Annotated in this window: 17 protein-coding genes; 3 read left to right on the plus strand and 14 right to left on the minus strand. The window is 35.6% G+C overall.

Annotation, left to right across the window (positions count from 1 at the left end; all coding sequences use genetic code 11):
• Positions 1–32: 32 nt before the first annotated feature.
• The 4 genes from LKL37_RS10320 to tsf form a co-directional block, all read right to left on the minus strand.
• Positions 33–2885, minus strand: a complete 2853-nt coding sequence (locus LKL37_RS10320) for a T9SS type B sorting domain-containing protein (protein WP_431610503.1) — start codon at positions 2883–2885, stop codon at positions 33–35.
• A gap of 143 nt (positions 2886–3028) precedes the next feature.
• Positions 3029–5851 (minus strand): gliding motility-associated C-terminal domain-containing protein, encoded by a 2823-nt coding sequence (locus LKL37_RS10325; protein ID WP_431610504.1) that lies wholly within the window; start codon positions 5849–5851, stop codon positions 3029–3031.
• A 79-nt stretch (positions 5852–5930) separates the two neighbouring features.
• Positions 5931–9281 (minus strand): T9SS type B sorting domain-containing protein, encoded by a 3351-nt coding sequence (locus tag LKL37_RS10330; protein WP_431610505.1) that lies wholly within the window; start codon positions 9279–9281, stop codon positions 5931–5933.
• Positions 9282–9484: 203 nt separating this feature from the next.
• On the minus strand, positions 9485–10309 hold the full coding sequence (tsf, locus tag LKL37_RS10335; protein WP_047385945.1) for a translation elongation factor Ts: 825 nt from the start codon (positions 10307–10309) through the stop codon (positions 9485–9487).
• Between the two features lie 144 nt (positions 10310–10453).
• Here tsf and LKL37_RS10340 point away from each other — a divergent pair, with 144 nt between their 5' ends.
• Positions 10454–11227 carry a DUF6759 domain-containing protein gene (locus LKL37_RS10340; protein WP_431610506.1) on the plus strand — a complete coding sequence of 258 codons (774 nt, stop codon included), beginning with the start codon at positions 10454–10456 and terminating at the stop codon, positions 11225–11227.
• Between the two features lie 60 nt (positions 11228–11287).
• Here the strand turns inward: LKL37_RS10340 and LKL37_RS10345 are convergent, their stop codons facing one another.
• Both LKL37_RS10345 and gltX read right to left on the minus strand, forming a co-directional pair.
• Positions 11288–12244: an acetyl-CoA carboxylase carboxyltransferase subunit alpha gene (locus tag LKL37_RS10345; protein ID WP_426476196.1), complete on the minus strand. Its 957-nt coding sequence runs from the start codon at positions 12242–12244 to the stop codon at positions 11288–11290.
• Positions 12245–12293: 49 nt separating this feature from the next.
• Entirely contained in the window at positions 12294–13802 is a 1509-nt protein-coding gene (gltX, locus tag LKL37_RS10350; RefSeq protein ID WP_431610507.1) for a glutamate--tRNA ligase, read from the minus strand.
• 437 nt (positions 13803–14239) lie between these two features.
• Here gltX and LKL37_RS10355 point away from each other — a divergent pair, with 437 nt between their 5' ends.
• A complete protein-coding gene (locus LKL37_RS10355) occupies positions 14240–15670 on the plus strand; it encodes an MAC/perforin domain-containing protein (protein ID WP_431610508.1) in 1431 nt (476 codons plus the stop codon).
• Between the two features lie 280 nt (positions 15671–15950).
• Positions 15951–17339: an MAC/perforin domain-containing protein gene (locus LKL37_RS10360; RefSeq protein WP_431610509.1), complete on the plus strand. Its 1389-nt coding sequence runs from the start codon at positions 15951–15953 to the stop codon at positions 17337–17339.
• A 154-nt stretch (positions 17340–17493) separates the two neighbouring features.
• Here LKL37_RS10360 and LKL37_RS10365 read toward each other — a convergent pair whose 3' ends face one another.
• The 8 genes from LKL37_RS10365 to accC form a co-directional block, all read right to left on the minus strand.
• Positions 17494–18261: a glycosyltransferase gene (locus LKL37_RS10365; protein ID WP_431610510.1), complete on the minus strand. Its 768-nt coding sequence runs from the start codon at positions 18259–18261 to the stop codon at positions 17494–17496.
• Positions 18262–18520: 259 nt separating this feature from the next.
• Positions 18521–19486 carry a lipopolysaccharide core biosynthesis protein rfaS gene (locus tag LKL37_RS10370; protein WP_431610511.1) on the minus strand — a complete coding sequence of 322 codons (966 nt, stop codon included), beginning with the start codon at positions 19484–19486 and terminating at the stop codon, positions 18521–18523.
• Positions 19483–20469: a glycosyltransferase family protein gene (locus LKL37_RS10375; RefSeq protein WP_431610513.1), complete on the minus strand. Its 987-nt coding sequence runs from the start codon at positions 20467–20469 to the stop codon at positions 19483–19485. Before LKL37_RS10375 ends, LKL37_RS10370 begins: the two co-directional genes overlap by 4 nt.
• Positions 20470–20473: 4 nt before the next feature.
• The gene (locus LKL37_RS10380; protein ID WP_431610514.1) at positions 20474–21220 is read right to left on the minus strand and encodes a glycosyltransferase family 2 protein; all 747 of its coding nucleotides are present in this window, start codon (positions 21218–21220) and stop codon (positions 20474–20476) included.
• Between the two features lie 54 nt (positions 21221–21274).
• On the minus strand, positions 21275–22039 hold the full coding sequence (locus LKL37_RS10385) for a polysaccharide deacetylase family protein (RefSeq protein ID WP_431610515.1): 765 nt from the start codon (positions 22037–22039) through the stop codon (positions 21275–21277).
• 1 nt (position 22040) lies between these two features.
• Positions 22041–22826, minus strand: coding sequence for a glycosyltransferase family 2 protein (locus tag LKL37_RS10390; protein ID WP_431610516.1), 786 nt, complete (start codon positions 22824–22826; stop codon positions 22041–22043).
• Positions 22827–22832: 6 nt separating this feature from the next.
• Positions 22833–24077 carry an ornithine--oxo-acid transaminase gene (gene rocD, locus LKL37_RS10395; protein ID WP_431610517.1) on the minus strand — a complete coding sequence of 415 codons (1245 nt, stop codon included), beginning with the start codon at positions 24075–24077 and terminating at the stop codon, positions 22833–22835.
• Positions 24078–24404: 327 nt separating this feature from the next.
• Positions 24405–25760 (minus strand): acetyl-CoA carboxylase biotin carboxylase subunit, encoded by a 1356-nt coding sequence (accC, locus tag LKL37_RS10400; RefSeq protein WP_047385963.1) that lies wholly within the window; start codon positions 25758–25760, stop codon positions 24405–24407.
• Positions 25761–25827: the final 67 nt, after the last annotated feature.

The raw sequence follows: 25827 nt of genomic DNA on the forward strand, positions 1-25827 counted from the left end.
TCGGGGCTTTTAAAAACTTTATGTCTGTATAATTACTCTCTGTTCTTCACCATAATCCAACCTGTGAATTTTATCGGTGTTTGCTTGCCATTAGGCTCATTCCAGCTTACTTCATACCAATAATTTCCTGTAGGAACTCTCTTACTTCCATCAGCAGTTCCGTTCCATTTGTATCCGTTGGTTTTGTCAGCCTGGAAAATCTTGCTTCCATAACGATCAAAAATATTGAATACAAGATTGTTTTTAACGGCCAGTGAGGAATAATCTATGGCATCATTTATTCCGTCATTATTAGGTGTGATCACATTAATCAGATTAGGAATAGTGATATTCACCTGGATTGGTTCACAATTATAATCATCTTTTACATAGATGATGGCATTTCCTCTGCTGATATTGGTGAATACATTAGAATCCTGCCAGTTGATATTATCCATTGAGTATTTGTAGGGTGGAGTGCCTCCTACAACATGTACTGTTACGGTATTAGTTAAGATATCAATATGGGAAATAACCGGCTGCTCTGATGCATAAACTTTCACTGCCTGCATTGTAACACAATCTCCTGTTTTTAGTTTTACCCAATATACGCCAACTCCTACATTTTTGATGGTTTGAGTGGTTGCTCCCGTGCTCCATTCATAGCTTTTGAATCCTGGTCCTGCATCCAATGTAGTTTTTCCTTCCATACAGATGATTTTATCTGTCAATACATCTGATTTTACCGGAGCTAAAACTACAAGAGTTACCACGGCTACTCTGTAACATCCGTTCGCATTGATCACTTTTATGTATACAACACCATTCGGGGCAATGTAATTATTAGGAGTCAAAATTTCATTCGTTCCTGCATGGGCGTCTGCAAGAGAAGGGTAGTATTTCTTGGTGATTCCGGTAGCTAATGTTACGCTGACATTGGTAAGATTAAATAATCCGGTAGCTGGATTGGCTTCCAGGAAACATGTTCTTATTAAAGCGTCATTTACTACGGGACTTTCAGAAACAGTGAGGTTTAAAGTGACTTCTTCACAGTCTGTAAAATCAGGATTGTTTCCGCAGAATTTATAAACGATTTTATCCGGACCAATATAGGCATAAGCTGGTGCATAGCTTATAACACCTGTAACCGGATCAATAACTGCATTTCCTTTAGTCGGAGCTGTAATGATTGTTACAGTTCCTGGCACTACGGTCTGTGTAGAGCTTGAGAATGTAGGTACAATCTGTTTTACTCCATCACATACAGTGTCATTTATAATGGTTTTTTTAAGACAGGTATACACTTTATACACAGGGGTGATCACTGGCGGACATGAGCCTACCGTAATTTTTACGGTATAATTTCCTGATTGTGTAGGAGTATAAGAATGACTTGTTGCTCCGGGTATAGGATTGTTTTCTTTGTACCATTGGTAAGTGTCAAAGCTGTCGTCTACTTCAAGAACAATTCCCGGAATACATTCACCATTTTGTTTTGCAATAACGGGAATGGAAGAGAATCCTGCAAAATAGCCACCATATCCTACCACACCACTTCCTCCGGAAATACCTGCTGTAACAGCTTTTGTAGAGTTAATGGTGACATTTCCTGTAATATCCGGTATAGAATAAGATACCCAATTGGGAGTTCCTGTTACCGGATAAGGCCCTTGAGCAGCAGTCAATGGTCCTCCGTTTACCGTAACTACTGCGCCTGCTTCTGTCAGGATGTTCAATTTCACAATATGTCCTGAAAGGGCTGTGGAATAAGGAAGGTCTTTAATTTTTCCAATCTCATCAATTTTTCTTGGAAGATAACAGTTCAATGGAGGTATATAATTAAACCCAAGTGTTGCATTACTGGCTCCAACGCCTGCCATAAGTTGATACACGTATACATTTTTTGTAGTTCTGATGTACATGTTATAGTGATTATTTCCCTGATTGATATAGTTGGTATTATTGATTTTGTTTACTCTGTAGCTTTCACCCTCAGCTAATGTTGCAGCGGGTGTTGTTGCATTGTTGATATATATTTGAGTTCCGCCTTCTGTTGCAACAATTAGGGCATCTTCCATATTCCTGCTGATATCTCCATTTCCTTTTACTACTACAAATTCATTTCCTAGCCTGTCTACAGGTACAGATTGATCCATGATAATATCAGAACCCTGATAGGATCCGCCCGCTGCCATGGCAAACTGGCCGTTAAAATTTCCGTTGGTTACTGAAATAGGTTTATCAGCTTCTATTTTAGCACCAATGAATGCTTCTTTATTTACGGTTTTATCACCTATTCCTTCGATGATATAAGATTGCCCTTTGTTTAAGGTAAAAGTAAGGGTGGGATTAGTAACTCCCGTCCATCCATTGGTAAATACAATGTTGGGAGAATAGTTTGAAACCGTAACGGTAGTATTATCTTCTGTTGCCAGAATTCCGGTGGTGAAATTATATTCACTATTCAGTTCCTCAATGGGAGCAGTAACAGCATAGAATTTTGTGCCTATTCCGGCTTTTCCTTTTGACGTTAATATTTCTCCATGCTGGCTTACCGAGAATCTGTAAGTTACAAAATAGGGTTTTGAACCTTTTGTGTAAAGACCTTTATTTCCTACAGTGAATAGCTCTCCATTGATGGTGGCAACCATTCTGTTCAATGGAATATCAAATGTCTGTGGTGATCCTTTGCTTATAGTGACTGTTCCCAATACTGTATTATTACTATAGATATCTACAGTAAATGGAGTGGCAGAATCTGTAGAAAAATACAGTGCCTGCATGGGGGTGACTACTTTTGGAGATCTGGCTGCCATGGGAGCAAACCAATGTTCTGTATCTCTTTGGGCAAAAAGCAGGTGAATGGGCACCAGTAAGAACAGGAAAATTAATAGAATCTTCTTCATGTATTATAGTTAATTAGGTTTTTTACAAAAATAGAAGAATAATTCATTGATTATGAAAATATTTCACTATATCATTATTTAATTAACAAAATAAGCCACGATAATACAATCGTGGCTTATAAAATATAGTTTTAAACTAATTATTACTCTCTGTTTTTAACAAGAATCCAACCTGTATATTTTATTGGAGTCTTTTCTTTATTGGATTCATTCCAGGTGATATGGTACCAATAAGTTCCTGTTCCCAGTTTCTTATCAAAGTGTTTTCCGTCCCATCTGTAGTTGTTGAATTTATTTCCGGTAAATACCATATTTCCATATCTGTCATATACTACGAAGCTTAGGTTTTCTTTGTAAGCAAGTTCACTGTAATCTATATAATCATTTACATTATCTCCGTTAGGCGTAATAGCATTTAATAGATTCGGAATTGTAATTTCTACAGAAGTAGGGGTACAATTATAGAAATCTTTAACATAGAAAGTATGCTGTCCTCTGCTTAAACCTGTGAAGACATTTGAATCCTGCCAGTTAGCTGTTCCGTCAACCGCATATTTGAAAGGTGCTTTACCACCGCTTACAATTACTGTCGCTGTATTGTTGTTGATCTCAATCGTTTGGATTACCGGATCCTCAACTTTTTTCACTTTTACGGTCTGAGTAAGGAAACATCCGTTTTTACCTAGTATTACAGTGTATTCTCCAACGCCTACATCTCTGATACCTGAAGTAGTAGCCCCTGTGCTCCATTGGTATGAATCATATCCGGAACCTGCATCCAGATTTGTTTTTGCATCCATACAGATATACTGATCTACAAGGATCGGAGATTTTTTGATTGGAAGTACAATTAATTCAATTTTTGCATTGGCTGTACATCCTTCAGCAGTTGTTACTTTCACATATACAAACCCTCCTGTTGAAGGGAAGTTTTCTGGTGTTGTAATTTCATTGATGCCTGCAGTAAGATCATTCAGAGTACGGTAGTATTTTTTTGTAACGGCATTATAGTCTGTTACTTTTGCTTTCGTAAGGTCAAAATAAGCATAAGGTGCTACATCATACCAACATGCTTTGATAGAAGTATCAGTTACAATGAACGGTACTACAGTAAGATTTAATGTCACCTGCTCACAATCTGTAAACTCCACTGAGTTTCCACAGAATTTATAAACAATTTTATCAGCTCCTAAATATCCGGGATTTGGAGTATAAGTAATTGTTCCGTTTGGATTTACTACTGCTGTTCCTTTTGTAGGAGGCGTTAAAATTACTACTGTACTTGGAACCACAGTCTGAGTGGAAGAAGTAAATGTAGGCGTAATAATTTTAGTAGAACAAGCATTAAGAGCCTGTGTTGTTTCCTTTAAACACATTTGTACTTTATAGATAGGTGTTGTAACAGGAGGGCATGTTCCCATTGTTACTTTTACCGTATAATTTCCAGATTGTGTAGGAGTATAAGTAAAAGAGGTTGCCCCTGCAATAGCTACTCCATCACGATACCACTGGTAGGTTTCGTATCCGTCATCTAATTCAAGAATAATTCCCGGTACACATTCACCTGTTTTTTTAGCAATTACAGGGATAGAAGAGAATCCTGCAAAATAACCTCCGTATCCTGCAGAACTAAATCCTCCGTTGATACCAGCCGTTACAGCTTTTGTAGAAGTAATATTAATATTTCCAGTTACCCCGGTAATTCCATAGGTAACCCAGTTAGAATTTCCTGCCACCGGATATGGTCCGTCTGTTGCAGCTATAGGCATGCCATTTAGCAATACAGTAGATCCTGTTTCTGTTAAGATATTTAGTTTTACAATGATATCCTGAACTGCACTCGCTCCTCCGGTACCAATAGGCATCTCATTGATTTTTCCGATTTCGTCAATTTTTCTTGGAAGGAAACAGTTCAATGGCGGAATATAGTTGAATCCATTGGTTGCATCACTTCCCAAAATTCCAATAAATTGGTATAAGTATACATTTTTAGTTGTAGAAATGAACATATTTGAATGTCCTGAAGTCCCTTGAGCCACATAGCTGGTTTCATTAATTCTGTACCATTCTCCGGCAGCAAGTGTTGCAACAGAAGTACCGCCGCCATTTAAAAATACCTGAGTGTTATCTTCAGTAGCAACAATAAGACCTCCCTCCATATTCAAGTTAGGAGCAGTAGATCTTGTTTTTACCATTGCAAAAGTATTTCCAAGTCTGTCAACCGGTACAGATTGATCCAGAACCGGATCACTTCCTGATGGTGCAGTAGAGAAGTTGGCATTACAGCTTCCGTTGGTAAGTGTTATAGGTTTATCAGCAACTATTTTTGCGCCAATAAAACCAGTCTTGTTTCCAGACTGACTTCCTGATCCCGCAAGAATGAAAGATTGGCCTTTCTGTAATGTAAAAGATTGAGTATTACCTGTAGGTGTTCCGTTAATAAAAACTACTCCGGCAGCTGCATTCCAAGATACTGTTACATTCGTGTTGTCTTCAGTAGCCAGTACACCTGCTGTAAAGTTTTGAATACTGCTGGTATTGGTATTGGGAGCAGTAGCAACGAAAAATGTTTTTCCAATCCCAGCTTTTCCCTTACTGGTAATTACTTCCCCGTGAACACTTTGGGCAAGTCTTAAACTACAGTAAAAAGGTTTGGCTGCTTTTAAATACAGTCCTTTATTACCAACATTGAACGCTTCAGTAGTGGTACCTGTAGAAATAAGGCTATTGGTAACCTTGTAAGTTTGCGGGCTACCTTTACTGATGGTAACCGTAGTAACTACAGCATTATTGTTATAAATGGTTACATCAATGGGAGTTAATGAATCAGTGGAAAGGTATAACATATTGGTATACCCTCCAACACTGTCGTAATAAGGAGCAATCCAATGCTCGGTATCCCTTTGTGCAAAGAGTGGATTAATTGTCAAAAAAATTAATACCAAACTGAGTAGAAATCTTTTCATGTGTATGGAATTAGGATTTCTACAAAATTAAAATAAAAAATGAAATACTTTTAATAAAATTTAAATAAATGTTAAAAAATTATTCCCGATTTTTAATTAAAAGCCATCCTGAATACGAAACTGGTAATTGAGTATCGGGCTCAGTCCATCTGATAATATACCAATATGTTCCCGTAGGAAGATTTCTTCCATTGGCTTTTCCGTCCCAGGTATAATTCTTATCGGATGACTTATAAACAGAGGCTCCGTAGCGATCTGCCACCTCAATAGTGACATTTTTCTTGATTCTTAATTCTGAATAATTCAGGACATCATTGATCCCGTCTCCATTTGGAGTAATCGTATTGATTAAATTGAGTACCAAAAACTCTTTGGTTACATGGCTGCATCTGTCAGAACCTAATACGTATACTGTATGAAGGCCTCTTGATAATCCTGTGAAGACATTAGAGGTCTGATAATCGAAACCATTTAATGAATACTTATAAGGAGCGGTTCCTCCGGTTACAAAGACTGTAGCTGTAGATCCTGTTACCTCTATTTTAGTAATAGCAGGTGCCTGTGATGTTGTAACATTTACATACTGACGGTATATACATCCGTTGAATCCAAGATCTACATAATAAGTTCCGGGTCCTACAGAGATACTTGAAGAATTAGCACCGGTATTCCATAAGTATGAAGTGAATCCGGGGCCTGCATCCAGCATTATTTTTTCATCAGAACAGATTACCTGATCATGCAGTTTGTCTGATTTTTTAGGCGTTTTCAGATTAAGAGTTAAAACAGCTGTATTCGGGCATGCCGTACTGCTTTGGAGTCTTACATAGAAAACAGTGGTAAACGAAGTAAGTGTCTGTGATGCAGAAACTGGGTTCAATCCCGCTTGTGCATTTGCCAGTGAAGTGTAGAATGATAGGGTAACTCCTGGATCTGTAGTGAATAAAGCTTTATAATCATTAAGATTTACAGCTTCGGAACCGCTAAGATCATTGTCACAGATATCTGTCTGACCATTATTGGTGATCAAAGGAATTTTATTTCCAATGGTGAAGTTGATTTGACCTAAAGCCGGAGGACATTCTCCAAGAACACCGGATACTCTTACATACACAGTTGTATTGGCTGTGAAAGTCCAGTTGGCTGGAAGAGTATTGTTGTTTCCTGCATTGGCATCAGCCTGGCTAAGGTAATATTTTACGGTGAAGCTGGCAGGGTTGTTTACAATTTGTGGAGTAACATTCGTAAAGTTAACACTTACAACTCCGTCAAAATTATCATCACAAATATTGGCATTAAAGTTACTTGTGTTAATATTCGGGGTTGGGTATGTATTTAATGTAATGGTTGCTAGTTTAGAACATCCATATATCGAAGTTACATTGGCATATATTGTTCCTGCCTGCCCCGAATACGTTGCGGGATTAGTAATCTGCCCTGTCAAATTGGCATTGGTAAAGTAAGTGACTGTTGCGCCAGGTTCCGAAGTTACATTAGCTGTAGTAAGGTTGAATGTTCCGTTTCCGTTAGATGCTGCACAAGAAGTAAGAGAGGCGTTATTCACCTGAAAAACATGGGTGTTGATTACAATTTTAAAATATTCAAAAGCAGCCGGATTTCCGTTCCCCTGAATATAATAAGTGAATGTATCGGTAGTATTGGCTGTAATACCAGCATTAGGAGTATATATGAGTTGTCCTGTTGTCGGATTTATGCTTACGTTTCCGTTCGTGGGTGGCACAATAATATTTGTATAAGAAGGATCAATAATTTGGGTTGAATTACTAAATACCGGATTGATGATTTTGGTATTACAAGATCCAATATCATAAGTCGTTGTAGTGATAGGCGGACATGCAGTATAATCAAATTCTGCAGTAAGTCTGGATTCGCAGTTTGTTCTGGTGATATAGCAGGTATATATTCCTGTACCATATAAATCAGGATTAATGGATGGGGTAGTAGCTCCGGTAATAGGATTTCCATTCAGATACCATTGGTAAGCATCATAACCTGTTTCTACAGAAAGCTGAACTCCATTGTAGCAGTCTCCCGTTTTTGTAATCACCGGAACAGAAGAGAATCCTGCGAAATACCCTCCATATCCTACGGCTCCATTTCCTGCAGCGATACCTGCAGTAACAGGTTTTGTAGAACCTACGGTAATATTTCCTGTCACACTCGGAATAGAATAAGTTACCCAGTTTGGATTTCCAGTCACTGGTGCCGGACCTGTACCTGCTGCAATAGGGCTTCCATTGATGGTAACTGCAGCACCAGCCTGAGTAATAATATTAAGTCTTGTATTAAAGGTGTCATTGCCTATTTTATTAATAAATCCGATTTCGTTAATTTCTTTAGGTAAAAAACAGCTTAAAGGTGGGATGAAATTCATTCCTCCCGTAGCATAAACTGTACCTGTAGAAGTTCCTGCCAAAAGCTGATATACATATACATTATTATTGGCGGAAATACTCATATTGTAATTTCCGTTCACCTGGTTGATATAGTTTGTTCCCTGAACAACATAATATTGTCCTGCATTCAGCGTGACACTGTTCAAAAGATTTCCGTTTACAGTAAGCTTTGTATTATTTACTGTTGCAATCACTACGGCTACTTCCATTCCAGAATTAGCTGGGCCATTTCCTTTCATCATCACAAAATCTTTTCCCAATCTTTCTACAGGAACAGCCTGATCCATCAGAACGTCTACATTGGTATTGTTTTGAGTGGTATAAATACTGTTGAAATTTCCATTGGTTACAGAGATTGGTTTATTGGCAACAATTTTTGCTCCTACCAGTCCCGTTAAATTATTAGGATTAAGATTGCTCTGTGCTTCAATGATATATGATTTTCCTTTATTGATTGTAAAAGTTCTCGAAGGAGCTGAAATACCATCAGAGAAAACAACAGCAGGATTATATCCGGATAAAGTTACAGTGGTATTGTCTTCCGTTGCAGTTACCCCAATAGTAGAATTAACATAAGGTTTGGCAGTCGTGTTGGGAGCCATTCCTACGAAGAACGTTTTTCCGAGTCCGGCTAATCCTTTTGATGTAATAAATTCAGCCTGATCCTGAACAGTAAATCTATAACTGGCAAAGAATTTTTTGCTTCCTTTTACATACAGTCCCATTGAAGTGGAAGTGAACAGTCCGGATGGAGCAGAAGAAATCATCATATTGTTCGGGATGGTTACCTGAACCGGGTTTCCTTTGCTTACCTGAACAGTGGAAATAACATTGTTATTGTTAAATACCTGTACAGAGAAAGGATTTGTTTCATTGGTTGAAAGATAAAGATAACCTTTCGGAGTTCCGAGGAGACTGCTTGCAGACATAGGAGCAATCCAATGCTCAGAATCCAATTGTGCATTCACAAATAAACAAAGAAAAGTGCAAAAAGCTAGTAGAAGTTTTTTCATGCGTTATTATAAGGGGCCGCAAATTTAAACATTAATAATCAATTTTTTATGCAAAAAAAGTTTTAAAATAACGTTTATTCTGTATTTGTCGAATATTTAAAATTCCCGTCATATTGTGTTAATAATCGCATGCTTTTCCGGGATAAAAAAAATCCCGGTGAAATTATTTCACCGGGATTCTATATTTTTTTTGAAAGATCAGCTTATAGGCTTACTCTTACAAATCCTGTTACTTTTAGATCTGCGTTTACAGATTTTACATAGTCAGCAACTGAGATACTTCCGTCTTTAATGAAATCCTGGTGTACCAAAGTGTTGTCTTTGTAGAATCTCTGCATTTTACCTTTAAGAATGTTATCGATAATGTTTGCAGGCTTACCTTCTTCAGTAAGTTTGTGTCTTTCGATCTCTAATTCTTTATCAATAGTTTCCTGAGAAACTCTGGTTTCGTCCAAAGCGATTGGGTTCATAGCAGCAACCTGCATAGAAACAGCTTTAGCAGCTTCGTCAGCTCCGTCTACTTTAGCAGAAAGAGAAGAGATTGCAGCAATTTTGTTTCCAGCGTGGATGTAAGCTCCTAAGAAATCTCCCTGGATTCTTTCGAAAGATCCGATTTCGATTTTCTCACCGATAACTCCTGTTTGCTCAACTAATTTTTCAGCAACAGTCATTCCGTGGAAGTCAGTAGCTAAAAGCTCTTCTTTAGTAGCAGCAAAAATTGCCATTTCAGCTAATTCGTAAGCTAGTTCGATGAATGCTTCATTTTTAGCAACGAAGTCAGTTTCGCAGTTTAGAGAGATTACTACACCTAAAGTGTTGTCCTCGTTTACTCTTGCGATTACTGCACCTTCAGCAGATTCTCTGTCAGCTCTGTTAGCAGCAACTTTCTGTCCTTTTTTTCTAAGGATGTCTACCGCTTTTTCGAAGTCTCCTTCAGCTTCAACTAGAGCTTTCTTGCAGTCCATCATACCTGCACCTGTTTGGTTTCTTAATTTTGCTACGTCTGCAGCAGCTGGTGTATAAGACATAATATGTATTATTTTTTTATTTAAGATTAGTATTAATTTTTAGCTTAATTTTAGAGCAGTGCAAAGATAATGATTTTAATGATAAACTAAAAAATGACTTTTCACGTTATTAATATATTTAATACTATTTTAAAGATTTGATTAATGAAAAAAATCTTCTTTCTCCTATTTATATGCATTTTCTCCCTTGGATTTTCCCAAAAAAAGAAAAAAACAAAATCTAAAGCTGTTGTTGAAAAAGAAACTGTAATCATCTATACAGAGCAGGAAGCTGAAATTTCAAAAGAAGCGAGAGTGATTGCCGGTTTCCTGAAGCAGAATCCCGGACATGCGAAAACAGACTATTTTAAAAGAAAATTGATTGATATTATCATGGCAGGTAATTCTCCCGAAGCAAAGCCAACCATTAAGCCAATCAGTAAAGAAAAAATTGAAAATATTGTAAAAAATAATGAACTTAATAGCGGCAAAACAATTGCAACGAATGCAGTAAAGACAGTTAATGGTAAACCTGTCTCTGATAATGCAGCAGCAGCTATTGAAGCTTTAAAAGAAGAAAGAAGAACAACAACGTATGCATCGGTAGGTTCTGCAGGCTCAGCAAAAAGTGCAGGAAGTTCTAAATCTGGACCGAGTGAGGAAAATAAAAGAACAGCAGCTATGCTTACCCATCTTTTTAATAATGATTTGAATAAGAATGAAGCGTACGTGAATATTAAAAACAGATCTGCCTGTAATCTTATCGTAAAGATAAGTGGTAAAAAATATTATAATCTAACGGTTCCTGCAAAAGGAGAAAATTTTATTCTTGTTGATAAAGGAGAATATGTAATGACAACCTCAGTATGTGATGCAAAATATTCTGCTTTAAAGAAAATTACTCAGGATATTGAAATTGCACTTAATGTTGCAGAATAGATAAATAGAAGAAAGCTAAATAAAAAAGGTTAAGAAGAAATTCTTAACCTTTTTTATTTTTTATCCTTTAAACTGACCCATTGCAATGAATTTGTCCTGTCTTTGGGTTTCAAGCTCCTGTCCCGTAAATTTGGAGAAAGCTTTGATATTTTGTAAAATTGAATTTTTCAGGTTCAAATAAGTTGTCTCCTGATCATAGTGAGCACCTCCAAGTGGTTCCTCAATAATTCCGTCTATGAACTTTTCTCTTAAAGCATCTGCCGGGGTAAGATTCAATGCATTGGCTGCATCTTCTTTGTGATCCCAGTTTCTCCATAAGATAGAAGAACAGCTTTCCGGAGCAATTACTGTATACCATGTGTTTTCCAACATATATACTTTGTTTCCTACACCGATTCCTAATGCTCCACCACTGGCTCCTTCTCCGATGATGTAAGTGAAGATTGGAGTTTTTAGCTGAACCATTTCAAAAATATTTCTTGCAATAGCTTCACCTTGTCCTCTTTCTTCAGCTTCCAATCCTGGATAAGCTCCCGGTGTATCTACTAAAGTTACTACAGGAATGTTGAATTTTTCAGCAAGCTTCATTAATCTTAAAGCTTTTCTGTATCCCTCAGGATTTGGCATTCCAAATCTTCTGTGCTGTCTTTCTTTGGTCGTTCTTCCTTTTTGAGTCCCTATGATCATAACTTTTTGACCATCCAGGGTAATCAATCCTCCAATCATTGCCGGATCATCAGCGAAATTTCTGTCTCCATGAAGTTCTAAGAAACTGCCTTTGTCTGCCATTCCGTGGATATAATCCAATGTATAAGGACGATCCGGGTGGCGGGACAGTTGTACTCTTTGCCAAGGTGTAAGATTTGAATAGATTTCTTTTTTCTTTTCTAAGATCTTATCCTCAATCTGGCTGCATGCTAATTTTACATCAACACCACTTTCTTCTCCTACTAAAGAACACGTCTGGTATTGATCCATCAATTCTTTGATAGGAAGTTCGAAACTTAAATATTCCATTTCTTGAAGTAAATTAAATCTTTCAAATGTATGAAAAATTATGGTTATTTTAGTTAAAATTATTTATAGCATTCTTTATTCTGGCGATACTTTCTTCTTTACCAAGCGTTTCCAGAATGTCCGGTACGTCTGGTCCTTTCAGTTCTCCTACTAAAGACAAACGTAAAGGCATCATTACTTTACCCATGCCTAATCCCTTGCTTTCCGCGAAATCATGCATCTTTTGCTTTAATGTTTCAGCAATGAAGTCTGTAGATTCAAAAGCATTCGCCAATTCTCCTAAAATTGCGGATGTTTCATCATTCCATGCCTTTTTCGATGCTTTTTCGTCATAAGAAATAGGAGCTTCGAAGAAAAATTTTCCGTTTTCATAGATGTCTTTCGGAAAAGTAGCTCTTTCTTTCATCAGCTGAATTACTTTCAACAGCTTTTCATCAGAAGCACCGGAAAGATCAAGATCTGTATTTTTTAGGATCTGAAGAAGCTCTTCATCCGATTTCATCTGGATATACTGATGGTTGAACCACTCAGATTTTTCTTTACTGAATCTTGCCCCCGCTTTGTGTACTTTATGAAGATCAAATTCTTTAATCATTTCTTCTAAAGGAAGGATTTCTTTATCATCAGCAGGAGACCAACCCAGTAATGCTACCATATTGATGAAAGCATCAGGAAGATAACCGTTTTCTCTATATCCTTTAGACACTATTCCTGTAGCAGGATCTTTGAAATCTAGCGGGAATACAGGGAATCCAAATTTATCTCCGTCTCTTTTGCTTAATTTTCCTTTTCCTTCAGGTTTTAAAATTAAAGAAAGGTGTGCAAACTGTGGCGCTTCCCACTGCATGGCTTCGTATAATAAAGTATGAAGTCCTAAAGATGGCAGCCACTCTTCTCCACGGATTACGTGAGAAATTTCCATTTCATGATCATCAATGATGTTGGCAAAATGATAAGTTGGCATTCCGTCATTCTTTACCAGAACTTTATCATCTAAAGTATTGGTATTCACTGAGAATTTTCCACGAATGATATCTTCAAGATTTAATACTCTGTCAACAGGCATTTTAAAGCGTACTACATAAGGAGTCTTTTCATCCAATAATCTTTGAACTTCCTCTTCTGAAAGGGTAAGGCTGTTTCTAAGGCCGTTTCTTGTTTTGTTGTCGTATGAGAAAACATCACCTTTGGCTTCGTACTGTGCACGAATTGCATCTAATTCTACTGCAGTATCAAAAGCGATATAAGCATAATCTGTTTTTAAGATCTGTTCTGTATATCTATCGTAAATGTCTCTTCTTTCAGATTGTCTGTAAGGAGCAAATTTGCCTCCTTTTTTAGGACTTTCATCTGGGATGATTCCGCACCATTCCAAAGCTTCTTCGATATATTCTTCAGCTCCTTCCACATATCTCGCAGTATCTGTATCTTCAATTCTTAATACAAATTCTCCTCCCTGGTTTTTAGCAAAAAGATAATCATATAATGCGGTTCTTACGCCTCCCAAATGTAAAGGTCCTGTAGGACTTGGAGCAAAACGTACTCTTACTTTCTCCATTTCAATTTTAATTTTTGCAAATTTACTTAAAATTATGCGTTTACGGGATGATTTCTGACCAGGTATTCGCTTTTTGATTCTAACTTTTGTATTTATTTATTTAAATTTTCTTCAATTGCTGTTTTATTCTATCTCATATTCTATTTTCTGATCATGTTTTTAATGTGATCGTTGTAATTCGTGAAAATTATGTTGTGAAAATTGAGTCCATAAATAAAAATTATTGAATTGATTTTAATATTCTTTTTTTAATCTGTTCAAATTTATTTCAGAGACTATTTTTATTTATTAAATCACTTATTTATGATTGCTTGTTCCTTTATTAATGGTTGTTTAATTTACTATTAAATTCACTGATAAATGATATATGTCATTTGTAATATTGTATTTCACTCATTGATGAAGTTTATATTTGCTGTGAATTTTAAAACAATACTATGAAAAAACAAATTTTATTTTGCTTCAGTACAGCACTGATGCTTTTCATGGGGTCTTGTTCTACCGAGGAACTGAACAATGAAACTACGACCCCTGACAACCCTGCAAAAGCTAATCGTTTATCTGCAGCAAGATTTGCAGGAGATGGGGTTTATGATGTCTTAGGGCACGGTTTTGATGCGGCAGGAGAATATGCCAATGCTAATTCTGCCGGTTTTAAAGTAATTGATATCGATAGATTCAAAACAGAGCAAGCGGCGAGATTGATTTCAGAAAATGCAAATACGCAGCAATATGTTGAAGAATACGGTGAGAATGCACAGACGTATTCCAAAATGGTATCCACAAAGGTAGATGCTACTGCCGGAATTCCTTTATTCAAAAAAACATTATCAGTAGGATTCAATTCTGCGGTTACTACCAATCATAAATTTGACGCAAAATACATCTATGGCAGCTACAATCTTTTAATTAAACAGAAAAGGCTGAGATTTAATGCTACGACAGATATGCTGGCTGATTATGTCACTCCTGAATTCACACAGGATCTGCAAACTAAATCACCGCAGCAGATTGTACAGGATTATGGTACCCACGTAATGGTTGATATCTATACAGGAGCTAAAATGGATATCATGTTCCAGTCTGAAACTTCTAACGAGAGTCGTGAACGTGCTGCAAGAATCGGAGTAAAGATCGGGATGCTTAAAGCTTTTGATGTTGATGTACAGAATGATGTGAATACTTCAGAATCTTCAATGAATTATTCTAAAAAATTATCATATAGAACGAGAGGAGGAGATCCTTCAAAAGGTTTGGTAGGAGAGTTGAACCTGGATCAGGCTACTCCGAAAGTGAATATAGCAAACTGGCAAAACAGTTCTACAGTGAACAATTCTGTTTTGGTAGAATTTGGAAATAACGGATTGATTCTTATTTACAACCTGGTAAAAGATCCTGCTAAAAAAGCTCAGCTTAAAGCTTATGTAGATCAATATCTGATTGATAATCAGATTTCTTTGGAGTATAATACAACGATGTTATATGGTTACCAAAATCAAGCCGACAGTAACCATTATTTTACTTTTAATACCAACCTTCAACCATCTTCTTACTGGACTAATGAAGGGCCTACTTTTAAAGTTTTCCAGTACAAAGCACCGAATACAGTTCCTATTTACTGTTTTAAAAGCAATTCAGGGGCTCATCATTATTATACACAGTCAAGTACATTACAACCGTCTTCTTATTGGGACGTGTATATGGGAGTAGCATTTTACGCGTATAAAGATCCGGCAGGTGACAGAGTTCCGGTTTACAATTATAAAGCAAGAAATCAGTCAGATCATTATCTGACAGTGAATCCTAACCTTGGACCAACAAGTTATTGGGTAAAAGAAGGAATTGCTTTCTATATTCCTGCTAACTAAATTTCAGAAATATAATTCGATTTGTGGTCATTATAAAGTGGAGTCAGTAATTCTGGCTTCACTTTTTATTTGAAATCATGCAAAGGTTATAAAATGGAGTGAAAAATCTATTAAAATCTGTTTATGGTTATTTTAATTGCTTTAATATGGCTGTTTAAATAGTTTGTTAATAGGGTTTTAATTGATCATTAAATTCACCAAATAATGATATATATCATTATACAATTGCTTTTGTCACTCATTGTTGAATATTATATTTGCACAAACTTTTAAATAATCTATGAAAAAACAAATTTTATTTTGCTTCAGCTCTCTGCTGATGCTTTTGATGAGTTCTTGTTCTACAGAAGAACTAAACAGTGAGGTAGCGCCTGAAAGCCCAGCGGCAAAGGCTAATAATCGATTGTCAGCTGCCAAATTTGCTGGAGATGGGATTTATGATGTCTTAGGACATGGCTATAATGTTGCCGGTGAATATGCCAATGCAACTGCAGCCGGTTTTAAAGTGATTGATATTGACCGTTTTAAAGCGGAGCAGACAAACAGATTAATCAGCGAAAACACATTCTCACAGGAATATACTGAAGAATATGGTGAAAATGCTGAATCTTACTCCAAAATGGTTTCTACCAAAGTAAATGCTACTGCCGGTATTCCTCTGTTTAAGAAAACACTTTCAGTAGGATTTAATTCTGCCGTAACTACCAACAATAAGTTTGAAGGAAAATATATCTACGGAAGCTATAATCTTACCATTAAGCAAAAAAGAGTAAGATTCAATGCAACTACAGATATGCTTGGAGATTATCTTACTCCGGAATTTGTTCAGGATTTGCAGACAAAAACTCCGCAGCAAATTGTACAGGACTATGGAACTCACGTAACGCTTGACATCTATACAGGAGCAAAGCTTGATGTTTTATTCCAGGCGGAAACAAGAAGCCAAAGCCGTGACCGTGCAGCAAGAATTGGAGTGAAAGTAGGGATGAAAGACATCTTTGATGTAGATGTAACCAATGATGTGAATATTTCAGAATCATCGATGAACTACTCTAAAAAATTAGCTTTTAAAACAAGAGGAGGGGATCCTTCAAAAGGTTTAATAGGAGAATTGAATCTTGATCAGACGAACCCTAAAGTGAACTTTTCAAACTGGCAGAATAGCTCAAATACAAGCAATTCAGTTTTGGTAGATTTTGGAAACAACGGATTGGTTATTATCTATGATCTAGTGAAAGATGCAGCTAAAAAAGCGCAGCTTAAAGCATATGTAGATCAATATCTGATCGATAACAAAGTGTATATGGAGTTCAATACAATCCCTGTTTACAGATATTATAACGGAGTAGATCATTATTACACAAAAACTCCGGGAAGCTACAGCGGATATTCTTATGAAGGAACAGAATTCAATGCATTCTTATATAAAGCACCGAACACAGTTCCAATCTACAGATATTATAATGGTAAAGATCATTATTATACAAAAACTCCGGGATATTATCAGGGATATGTAGACGAAGGAATAGAGTTTAATGCTTTTGCAACTCAGCAGCCTAATACAGTTCCTATCTACAGATATTGGAATGGTAAAGATCACTATTATTCAAGATCCAGCGTAAGACCATCAGGTTATGTGGCTGAAGGAATTGAATTCTATGCCTATTAATTAAAAAATATTGATATTTTACAGCAAGGAAGCCGTCTCAATTTTGAGGCGGTTTTTTTCATAAAGAAGTATATCTTTCAGATTTTGTTTTTGAACAGGTGATTTTAGAAAAGGAAATTAAAAAAAGGATAATCGTTAAATTATCCTTTTGTATTTATTGTATGATATTATTCCAAATATTTACAGTGTCGTTGATTTCATTTTTTAAACTATAGTTTTCTAAAATAAAATGAGAAGAAAGTTTTCCTTTACTGAGTATTTCCTGAGGTTTCTCTTCGTAAATTTTTATCGTCTCTTCTATTTTTTGAACAAACTCTATAATATTTCCATCTTCTATTGGCATAGAAAACTCCGGCTTTAGATATTCTTTTCCACCTTGCCCCGAATATCCTATTACATAGCAGCCACACGCCATGGCTTCTGCAGGGGGAAGTCCAAAACCTTCTTTATGATTAAAGCTTAGAAAAACAGCACTTTCCTTCATTATTTCTGCCACTTCCTGCTCTGTTTTATTATCTATGGCAGCAAGATTCCAGTCTTTTAGTGTGCCTCTTTGTTTAAGTATAGAAATGACCTGGGTTACATCATCACCAAGTTTCCTTGGCATAAAAGAGATTTGCTTTTTTTTATTTTCACCATAATTGAATACCTGATTGTCAATTCCTAAACGCATTTTGAAAACCTTCGAACCGGTGAAAGTATATTTTAAATATTTTTCAGCATCATCAGAAGCAACAATTGTAGCTAGCGTTTTTGGGTGATTGTAAGGATTTACCTCATAGTTTTCATAGATTGAAAAGTAACCAAATGTATAATAACAGTTTTGATTAAAAATCACTTTAGGATTTTCCGGCGCCAGTTTATAAATATTGGGACCATAAATTTCAGGAAAAACCAGAACAGCATCTTTCTCAATCTCCATACTTTGAGTTTTTAAAAAACTTAAGACTAATTTTTTAGAGAAATTGATTTTTTTTCCTTTATAGAGATATTTTAATTCCTTGAATAGATATGGACTGTACTTTATAGGAACATTACTATTAAACCAATTTTCCTTTTTCCCCTTTTTTTTAAGCAGCAAATAAGCTTCGAACCCATTTTTATTTAATGTTTCGACCTGTCGATAGATTTGTTTTACACCTCCGCTCGCAAATTTATTAGTGGGGCATACAAAATAAATTTTAGTTTTCATGAAATGAGAGTATTGTTTTTATCCAGTTCTTAATATAGTACTTTTCTTTGATCCAGTTTTCAGGCTGTTCATATTCCTCCGTTAAAAAACTCTTGGGAATGGTGAAATTTGAAATATCTTTAATCACAAAAATATTGTTTGGATTGTAAAAATCATAGTTAATGATTTCCTGATTAGTTGTGATCAGTTTTTTGTTTAATCCAATAGCTTCATAAGGTCTGAATGATAACCCTTTTTGATGAGGATGTGCAATATCAAGAATAATCTTACTGTCCAGGTAATATTTATATGAACTGGAAAAAGGAATGATTTCGTGAACTACCTCAATCGTCTTAGGAAGCTTTTCTTTAATAGGAATTGATTTGTAAGTGAATAATTTTCCTTTTGCTGAGATATTATTGTTGTTAAAATATTCAAACAAAATTTGTGTTTCTGTGATTCTCTTGTCATAGGTTGCCAAATAAGAAATGTCAAAATTGGCAGTCGTTTTTTGCTCTTTGATAAAGTAAAAATTGGTTACATAATTTAAATTATAATTTTTACAGTCATCCGTATCAAAGCTGCAGCAGATATCAAATTTTTTAATATACTCTTTTTGAGAAGGTATTTTCTGAATGCTGTCCCAAAAGAGAACAATAGATTTTTTGGATTTATTAAGAGCAGAATTCATATCCTCCTCACTCAAAACATCAGGTCTGTTTACGAGCACAATATCATAATCATGAAGATTAATGATACGTTGGATGTGTTCGCCTCTTTTTATATTTTTGAGATTTTTTTTAAGGAAGGTTTTTAAAAAAAAATTATATATTTTTTCTAAAATATTTTTGTATTGGTAGTTTAAAGTTGAATTTATATGTACTACATCATAACCACTATATTTTTTTAAACCATCAAAAACTACTTCATTAAACCCATAATAACCAGGAGCTATAAATAAAAGTTTTTTTTTCATAAATTATTATCTATTTCAAAAACCTTGTTCACCCAACTGTCCAGAGTGTATCTGGAATAGATTTCCTCCGGAATTTTTTCATAGGGTTTTTCAAAGAAAGATTTGTCAAGATTACTAATATTTTTGTTTAAAATCAAAATATTATTAGGGTTGTAAAAATCATAGGTTTTAATGGCTTCATTATCAGTAATGATTTTCTTTTCCAGAGACATGGCTTCAAATACTCTGAAACTAAGCCCATACTGCCCTTCGCGCATTAAATCCAATAAAACTCTTGAATTCTTATAATATTTAGGAAGATCATCATGAGGAATCTTTTTGATACTGAAAACCAGAAACAGATTTTTAGGTACCGTTATGAACATATTCGTCAGCTGATGTTTCCATGATTTCTTTCCGATGATCATAATCTGAAATTTCAGTCCCTGTTCAATCAGTTTTTTGGCAAGTAATTTTATCAGAGTAACTCTTCTGTTATCATATGATGTGATATAGAAAAGATCCATTTCCGGATGCTGGGTCTCTTTTGTGCAGTGAGGCAGATAAATATAATTCGTTAATTTTTCAAATCCGTGCTTTTTGACATCTATATAATCAAAAGAAAATACCTTGTCAAAAAGATACAGCTTATCTTCTACAGGCACTCTTTCAAGATTATCATAAAGATAAGTAACTAGGCGGTCTGTATTTTTTCGGATTTTTTTTAGCGTGGAAAGATCAAATGTATCCGGATTCATCACCAGAATCTGATCCTGATGACCTAGTGTTTCCAGTGAATCCAGAACGTATTTCTGTCTTTTTTCAGTCTTAAGATTTTTATTTAAAAAAGTTTTGCTTAAGGCATTTACAGCTCTTTCATTGAAATTGGAATGAGTAACAGTACTGATCTTTATATGATGGGCATCAATACCTCTTTTGCATAATGTTTCAACAATATACTTATCATAATCCCAAAAATCATAACTAATGATACAAATCTTCATTCAACTAATTTTGCTCTTTTTTTAATGATTCATAGGTTTCATAAACGCTTAAAGATTGCAGGTAAGATAATTGATACCCTTCTTTTCCGTCTAAAACACCTAATCTCATTATGTAGGCTTTAAAGAATTTAAAAGCTGTTTTAAGATATTGAACTAAAACACTGTACTTTTTCCCTTTTGCAGCCAGTTCTTTCCCCTTTAAAACTCCGTAATGAATCATTTTTTTTCTATAAGATTCATAATCTGAAACGGAGTAATGTAGTAATTTATTTTTTAAACTCCCAATGGTTCCGTTAACTTCCAGAGTTTCGTGTACTTTTTTTTCTGCCATGTATCTGGCCTTCGATTTTCTGAACAACCTGAAGTTTTTATCTCCTTGTGTTCCTGAAAAGTGAAGCGGTTTCTGAGCAAAAAAGAACTTCCTGTAAAAATAGTAGGCATCCTTTTGCCCGGGTTTATTAAGCTCATCAATGATTTCCTGCTTCAGGGCGGGGGTAATTCTTTCGTCACCGTCCAGGAATAAAACCCAGTCATTTTTCGCAGCATCCAGAGCCAAATTTCTTTGCTTTGTAAAATCTTCAAATTTATTCTGAATCACCTTTACATTAGGGAATTCTTTTGCAATTTCTACAGTTTTATCCGTACTAAAAGAGTCTACTACTATTATTTCATCACAGAAATCAAAAGACTCCAGTACTTCCTGTATATTTTTTTCTTCGTTATATGTTATGATTAAACCACTTATATTCATCACAACGGGTTATTAGATAAGGAAGTACGTAAAATGCCTCCTTAAAATTGTTTTTTAAAATAGTTTTAATCTGCCAAAGATAAGTTTTAATTTGAACTTTATTATCGAATCTTTGCCTTTTATATCAACTCTGCACAGTTCGTATGGATGCTGGGTTGGGTAGTAATTAACTCTATTTCCGATTCTTACTGCAAAATCAATTCCTATTTTTTTTAAAACAGAAAAAAAAGCAGATTTTTCCTCTTCTTTATTGGGATATTTACCATATGGATATGCTAAAACCTTTGAATAGGTTATGTGATGGGCATCGAGAATCTGCATATTCTTTTCTAGATCTTTTTCTATAAGATCAAAAGATATGGTTTTCAGGTTTTCATGAGCGTGGGTATGAAGAGCAATCTCAAAATAATTTTTATCCAGACTTCTGATTTCATCAAAGGTCATCATCTGATAATTTTTATATCCTTTTTCTATGAATCCTGTGGGAATAAAAATAGTTGCCTTCAGATTGTATTTTTTCAGTAGAGATGGCAGGTATTCCAGATTGTTTCTATAACCATCATCAAAGGTGATGATAATATTTCTTTTAGTTGAAACGGTAAGTTCTGAAAAAAAATGAGGGGTATATTTTTTTCGGCTTAGATATGAAAACTGTTGTTCAAGGTTTTTTAAACTGACCGTAAGATCTTCACAGCTTTCCTTTTCAATCTGATGATACATGAGAATAACCAGTCTGTTGTGCGGAAAAGCAAAAAGATACAGACGGAAATATAGGGCAGTAAATACCGCCAGTATAAGAAGAATTATATACAGAATCATACTATTTTACTGTATTTTTTCCAATTTCAATTTCTAATAGTCTTATTTTTTCACGCAATTTTATATATTTCAAGAAAGTATAATAAGACATGGTTTTGGCAATATAAAATCCGGGAAATCCATCCAGAAAGCCCAGTTTGAAAATAAATACTTTGATAAATTCAAAAATAGGACTTACAATGATTTTAAATCTGTTGATTTTTTGCCCTCTCTCAAGCATTTTTTCAGCCATCATATCAGAATACTTATTGATTTTCGAGACATGATGGTGAATACTTTTATAAGTATAGTGGTTCAGCTTTCCTTCCAAAAGACCGGATTTCTGATCGGTGATCAGAAATTCATGAACTTTATCATTGGAATACCGGGCACATTCTTTTCTGAAAAACCTTTCACGGCACACATCTCCCCATCCTCCGTGTCTGATCAGGTGGGTCCCAAGATGATTGTTGAATTTTGCTTTATATACATTGAATTCCGTATTTCCCGAAGAAATAATCTTCTTTATGGATTTTTTCATTTCCTCATCGGGAACTTCATCGGCATCCAGAAACAGAACCCATTCATGGGAGCATAAATTAAGGGCATGGTTTTTTTGTTCACCATACCCATTAAATTTTTTCTCAAAGAATTTTATCTGAGGATATTGAGCGCAAATCTCTTTAGTCTTATCTGTAGAAAAGCTATCAACAATAATAATCTCATCAGCAGTATCTGCTAATGAACTTAAAAGTCTTACGATATTCTCTTCTTCATTATAAGTAATGACTGCAAGGGAAAGTGGCATTTATATTTAAAATTCTAATATTGTTTTCTCAATAATTCTGACGCAATCTAACAATTGCTCTTCAGTAATTATCAAAGGTGGTGCCAACCTGATAATATTACCATGAGTAGGCTTTGCCAGCAATCCGTTTTCTTTTAGCTGTAGGCAAAGATTCCATGCAGTAGAACTGTCTGGAGTATCGTTGATCAGAATAGCATTTAAAAGTCCTTTTCCTCTTACTTTGGTAATAAGGTCTGTCTTTTCGATTAACTTGTCAATTTCAGCTCTAAAAAGCTGTCCTAGTTCTTCAGCTCTTTCAGATAATTTTTCATCTGCTACTACGTCCAATGCTGCTATGGCTACTGCACACGCAATCGGGTTTCCTCCGAATGTAGAACCATGCTGCCCCGGTTTGATAACATTCATGATGCTGTCATTTGCTAAAACAGCTGATACCGGGTACATCCCTCCGGAAAGCGCTTTACCTAAAATTAAGATATCAGGCTGCACATCTTCATGATGACATGCAATCAGTTTTCCTGTTCTTGCAATACCAGTTTGAACTTCATCAGCTATAAAAAGAACGTTGTATTTTTTACACAACTCAGAAGCATTTTTAAGGAAATTTTCATCCGGAACATATACTCCTGCTTCTCCCTGAATGGGTTCTACAAGGAATGCTGCAATATTGGCAGCTTCTCTGCTAAGAACTTCTTCTAAAGCAGCAATATCGTTATAAGGAATTTTGATAAATCCTGGGGTAAAAGGTCCGTAGTTTTGGTTGGCATCCGGATCATTAGAGAAAGAAACAATGGTTGTTGTTCTTCCGTGGAAATTGTTTTCGCAAACGATAATTTTTGCTGCGTTTTCCGAAATTCCTTTTACTTCATAACTCCACTTTCTGGCTAATTTTACGGCAGTTTCCACAGCTTCAGCTCCGGAGTTCATCGGTAAAACTTTATCAAATCCGAAAAGAGTAGTTATTTTCTGTTCGTATTCTCCTAATTTAGAATTGTAGAAGGCTCTTGAAGTTAAGGCCAGCTTTTGAGCCTGCTCTACCAATGCTGCAACAATCTTAGGGTGAGAGTGTCCCTGGTTCACAGCAGAATATGCTGAAAGAAAATCATAGTATCTTTTGCCCTCTACATCCCAAACAAAAACTCCTTCTCCACGATCCAGAACTACTGGAAGAGGGTGATAATTGTGTGCTCCGTGTTTGTCTTCAAGGTCAATAAAATACTGTGAGTTTTTTGTTTGTTCTGCTGTTGACATATTTTTGATTTTCAACAAAATTACGCAATATTAATGATATGGATGAACAAATGTACAGTATGGTTTGGTGATATAATTGAAGTAGATTTTAAGGTGGAACAATGTCGTATTAGAAAATATTTTCTTTGTTGGCAGATAGTTTTAGGTATTATATCTTTCTTATGGAGGAATTTTAATTTTTCGCTTCTCTATTAATTTTTATTAATGAAAGGTGAAATAATCCTCCGGTTGTTTTTATAATATTTAATTTGAAAGGTTCTGAATCAATGGTTTAAAATAAAAACTGCCTCAAAAAGAGGCAGTTTTATTGTATATTTTTAAATAATCTTAGTGATTATCATATTTTCTATCCATTACAAAATCTTCCATGAATTTTGTAGTATAGTTTCCTGCAAGATAATCTTCATTATCCATCAATTGTCTGTGGAAAGGAATGGTAGTTTTTACTCCTTCAATATAGAATTCCTCAAGAGCACGTCTCATTTTTGCAATAGCTTCCTCACGGGTTTGAGCCGTAGTGATAAGCTTAGCAATCATAGAGTCATAGTTAGAAGGGATGCTGTATCCTGAGTATACGTGAGTATCTACTCTGATTCCGTGTCCGCCAGGGATGTTTAATCCTGTGATTTTTCCCGGAGATGGTCTGAAGTCTGCGTAAGGATCTTCTGCGTTGATTCTACATTCAATTGAATGTAATTTTGGGTAATAGTTGATTCCTGAGATAGGAGTTCCCGCAGCAAGAAGAATTTGTTCTCTGATCAGGTCATAATCAATTACCTGCTCAGTAATAGGGTGCTCTACCTGGATTCTTGTATTCATTTCCATGAAATAGAAATTTCTGTGTTTGTCTACAAGGAATTCGATAGTTCCCACACCTTCGTATCCAATAAATTCAGCAGCTTTTACAGCAGCGTCACCCATTTTCTCACGAAGTTCATCTGTCATGAACGGAGAAGGCGTTTCTTCAGTTAATTTCTGATTTCTTCTCTGTACAGAACAGTCTCTTTCTGAAAGGTGGCAAGCTTTACCGAATTGGTCACCAGCAACCTGGATTTCAATGTGTCTAGGCTCTTCAATCAATTTTTCCATATACATACCTCCGTTTCCAAAGGCAGCTACAGCTTCCTGAATTGCGGATTCCCAGTGGTCTTTAAGGTCTTCAGCTTTCCAAACAGCTCTCATCCCTTTTCCACCACCACCGGCAGTAGCCTTGATCATTACGGGATAACCTGTTTCTTCAGCTACTTTTACAGCGTGCTCGTAAGATTCGATCAATCCGTCAGAACCTGGTACACATGGTACACCTGCTGCTTTCATGGTAGCTTTGGCGTTCGCTTTATCTCCCATTTTCTCAATCTGTTCAGGAGAAGCACCAATAAATTTGATACCGTTCTTCTGGCAAATTCTTGAAAAGTTAGCGTTTTCAGATAAGAATCCGTAACCTGGGTGAATTGCATCAGCATTGGTAATTTCTGCAGCAGCAATAATGTTAGGGATTTTAAGATAGGAGTCTTTACTCATTGCAGGGCCAATACATACCGCTTCATCAGCAAATCTTACGTGAAGACTGTCTTTATCAGCAGTAGAGTATACTGCAACGGTTTTGATCCCCATTTCTTTACAAGTACGTAAAATACGCATTGCAATTTCGCCACGATTGGCTATTAATATTTTTTTGAACATCTTCTTCAATTTGAAAATTAGATAATTTGAAAATTAGATAATGTTATTTTAATGTAGAATTTAATCT

Origin of the sequence: Chryseobacterium sp. 'Rf worker isolate 10' (assembly GCF_050753305.1) — a bacterium.
GTDB lineage: Bacteria > Bacteroidota > Bacteroidia > Flavobacteriales > Weeksellaceae > Chryseobacterium.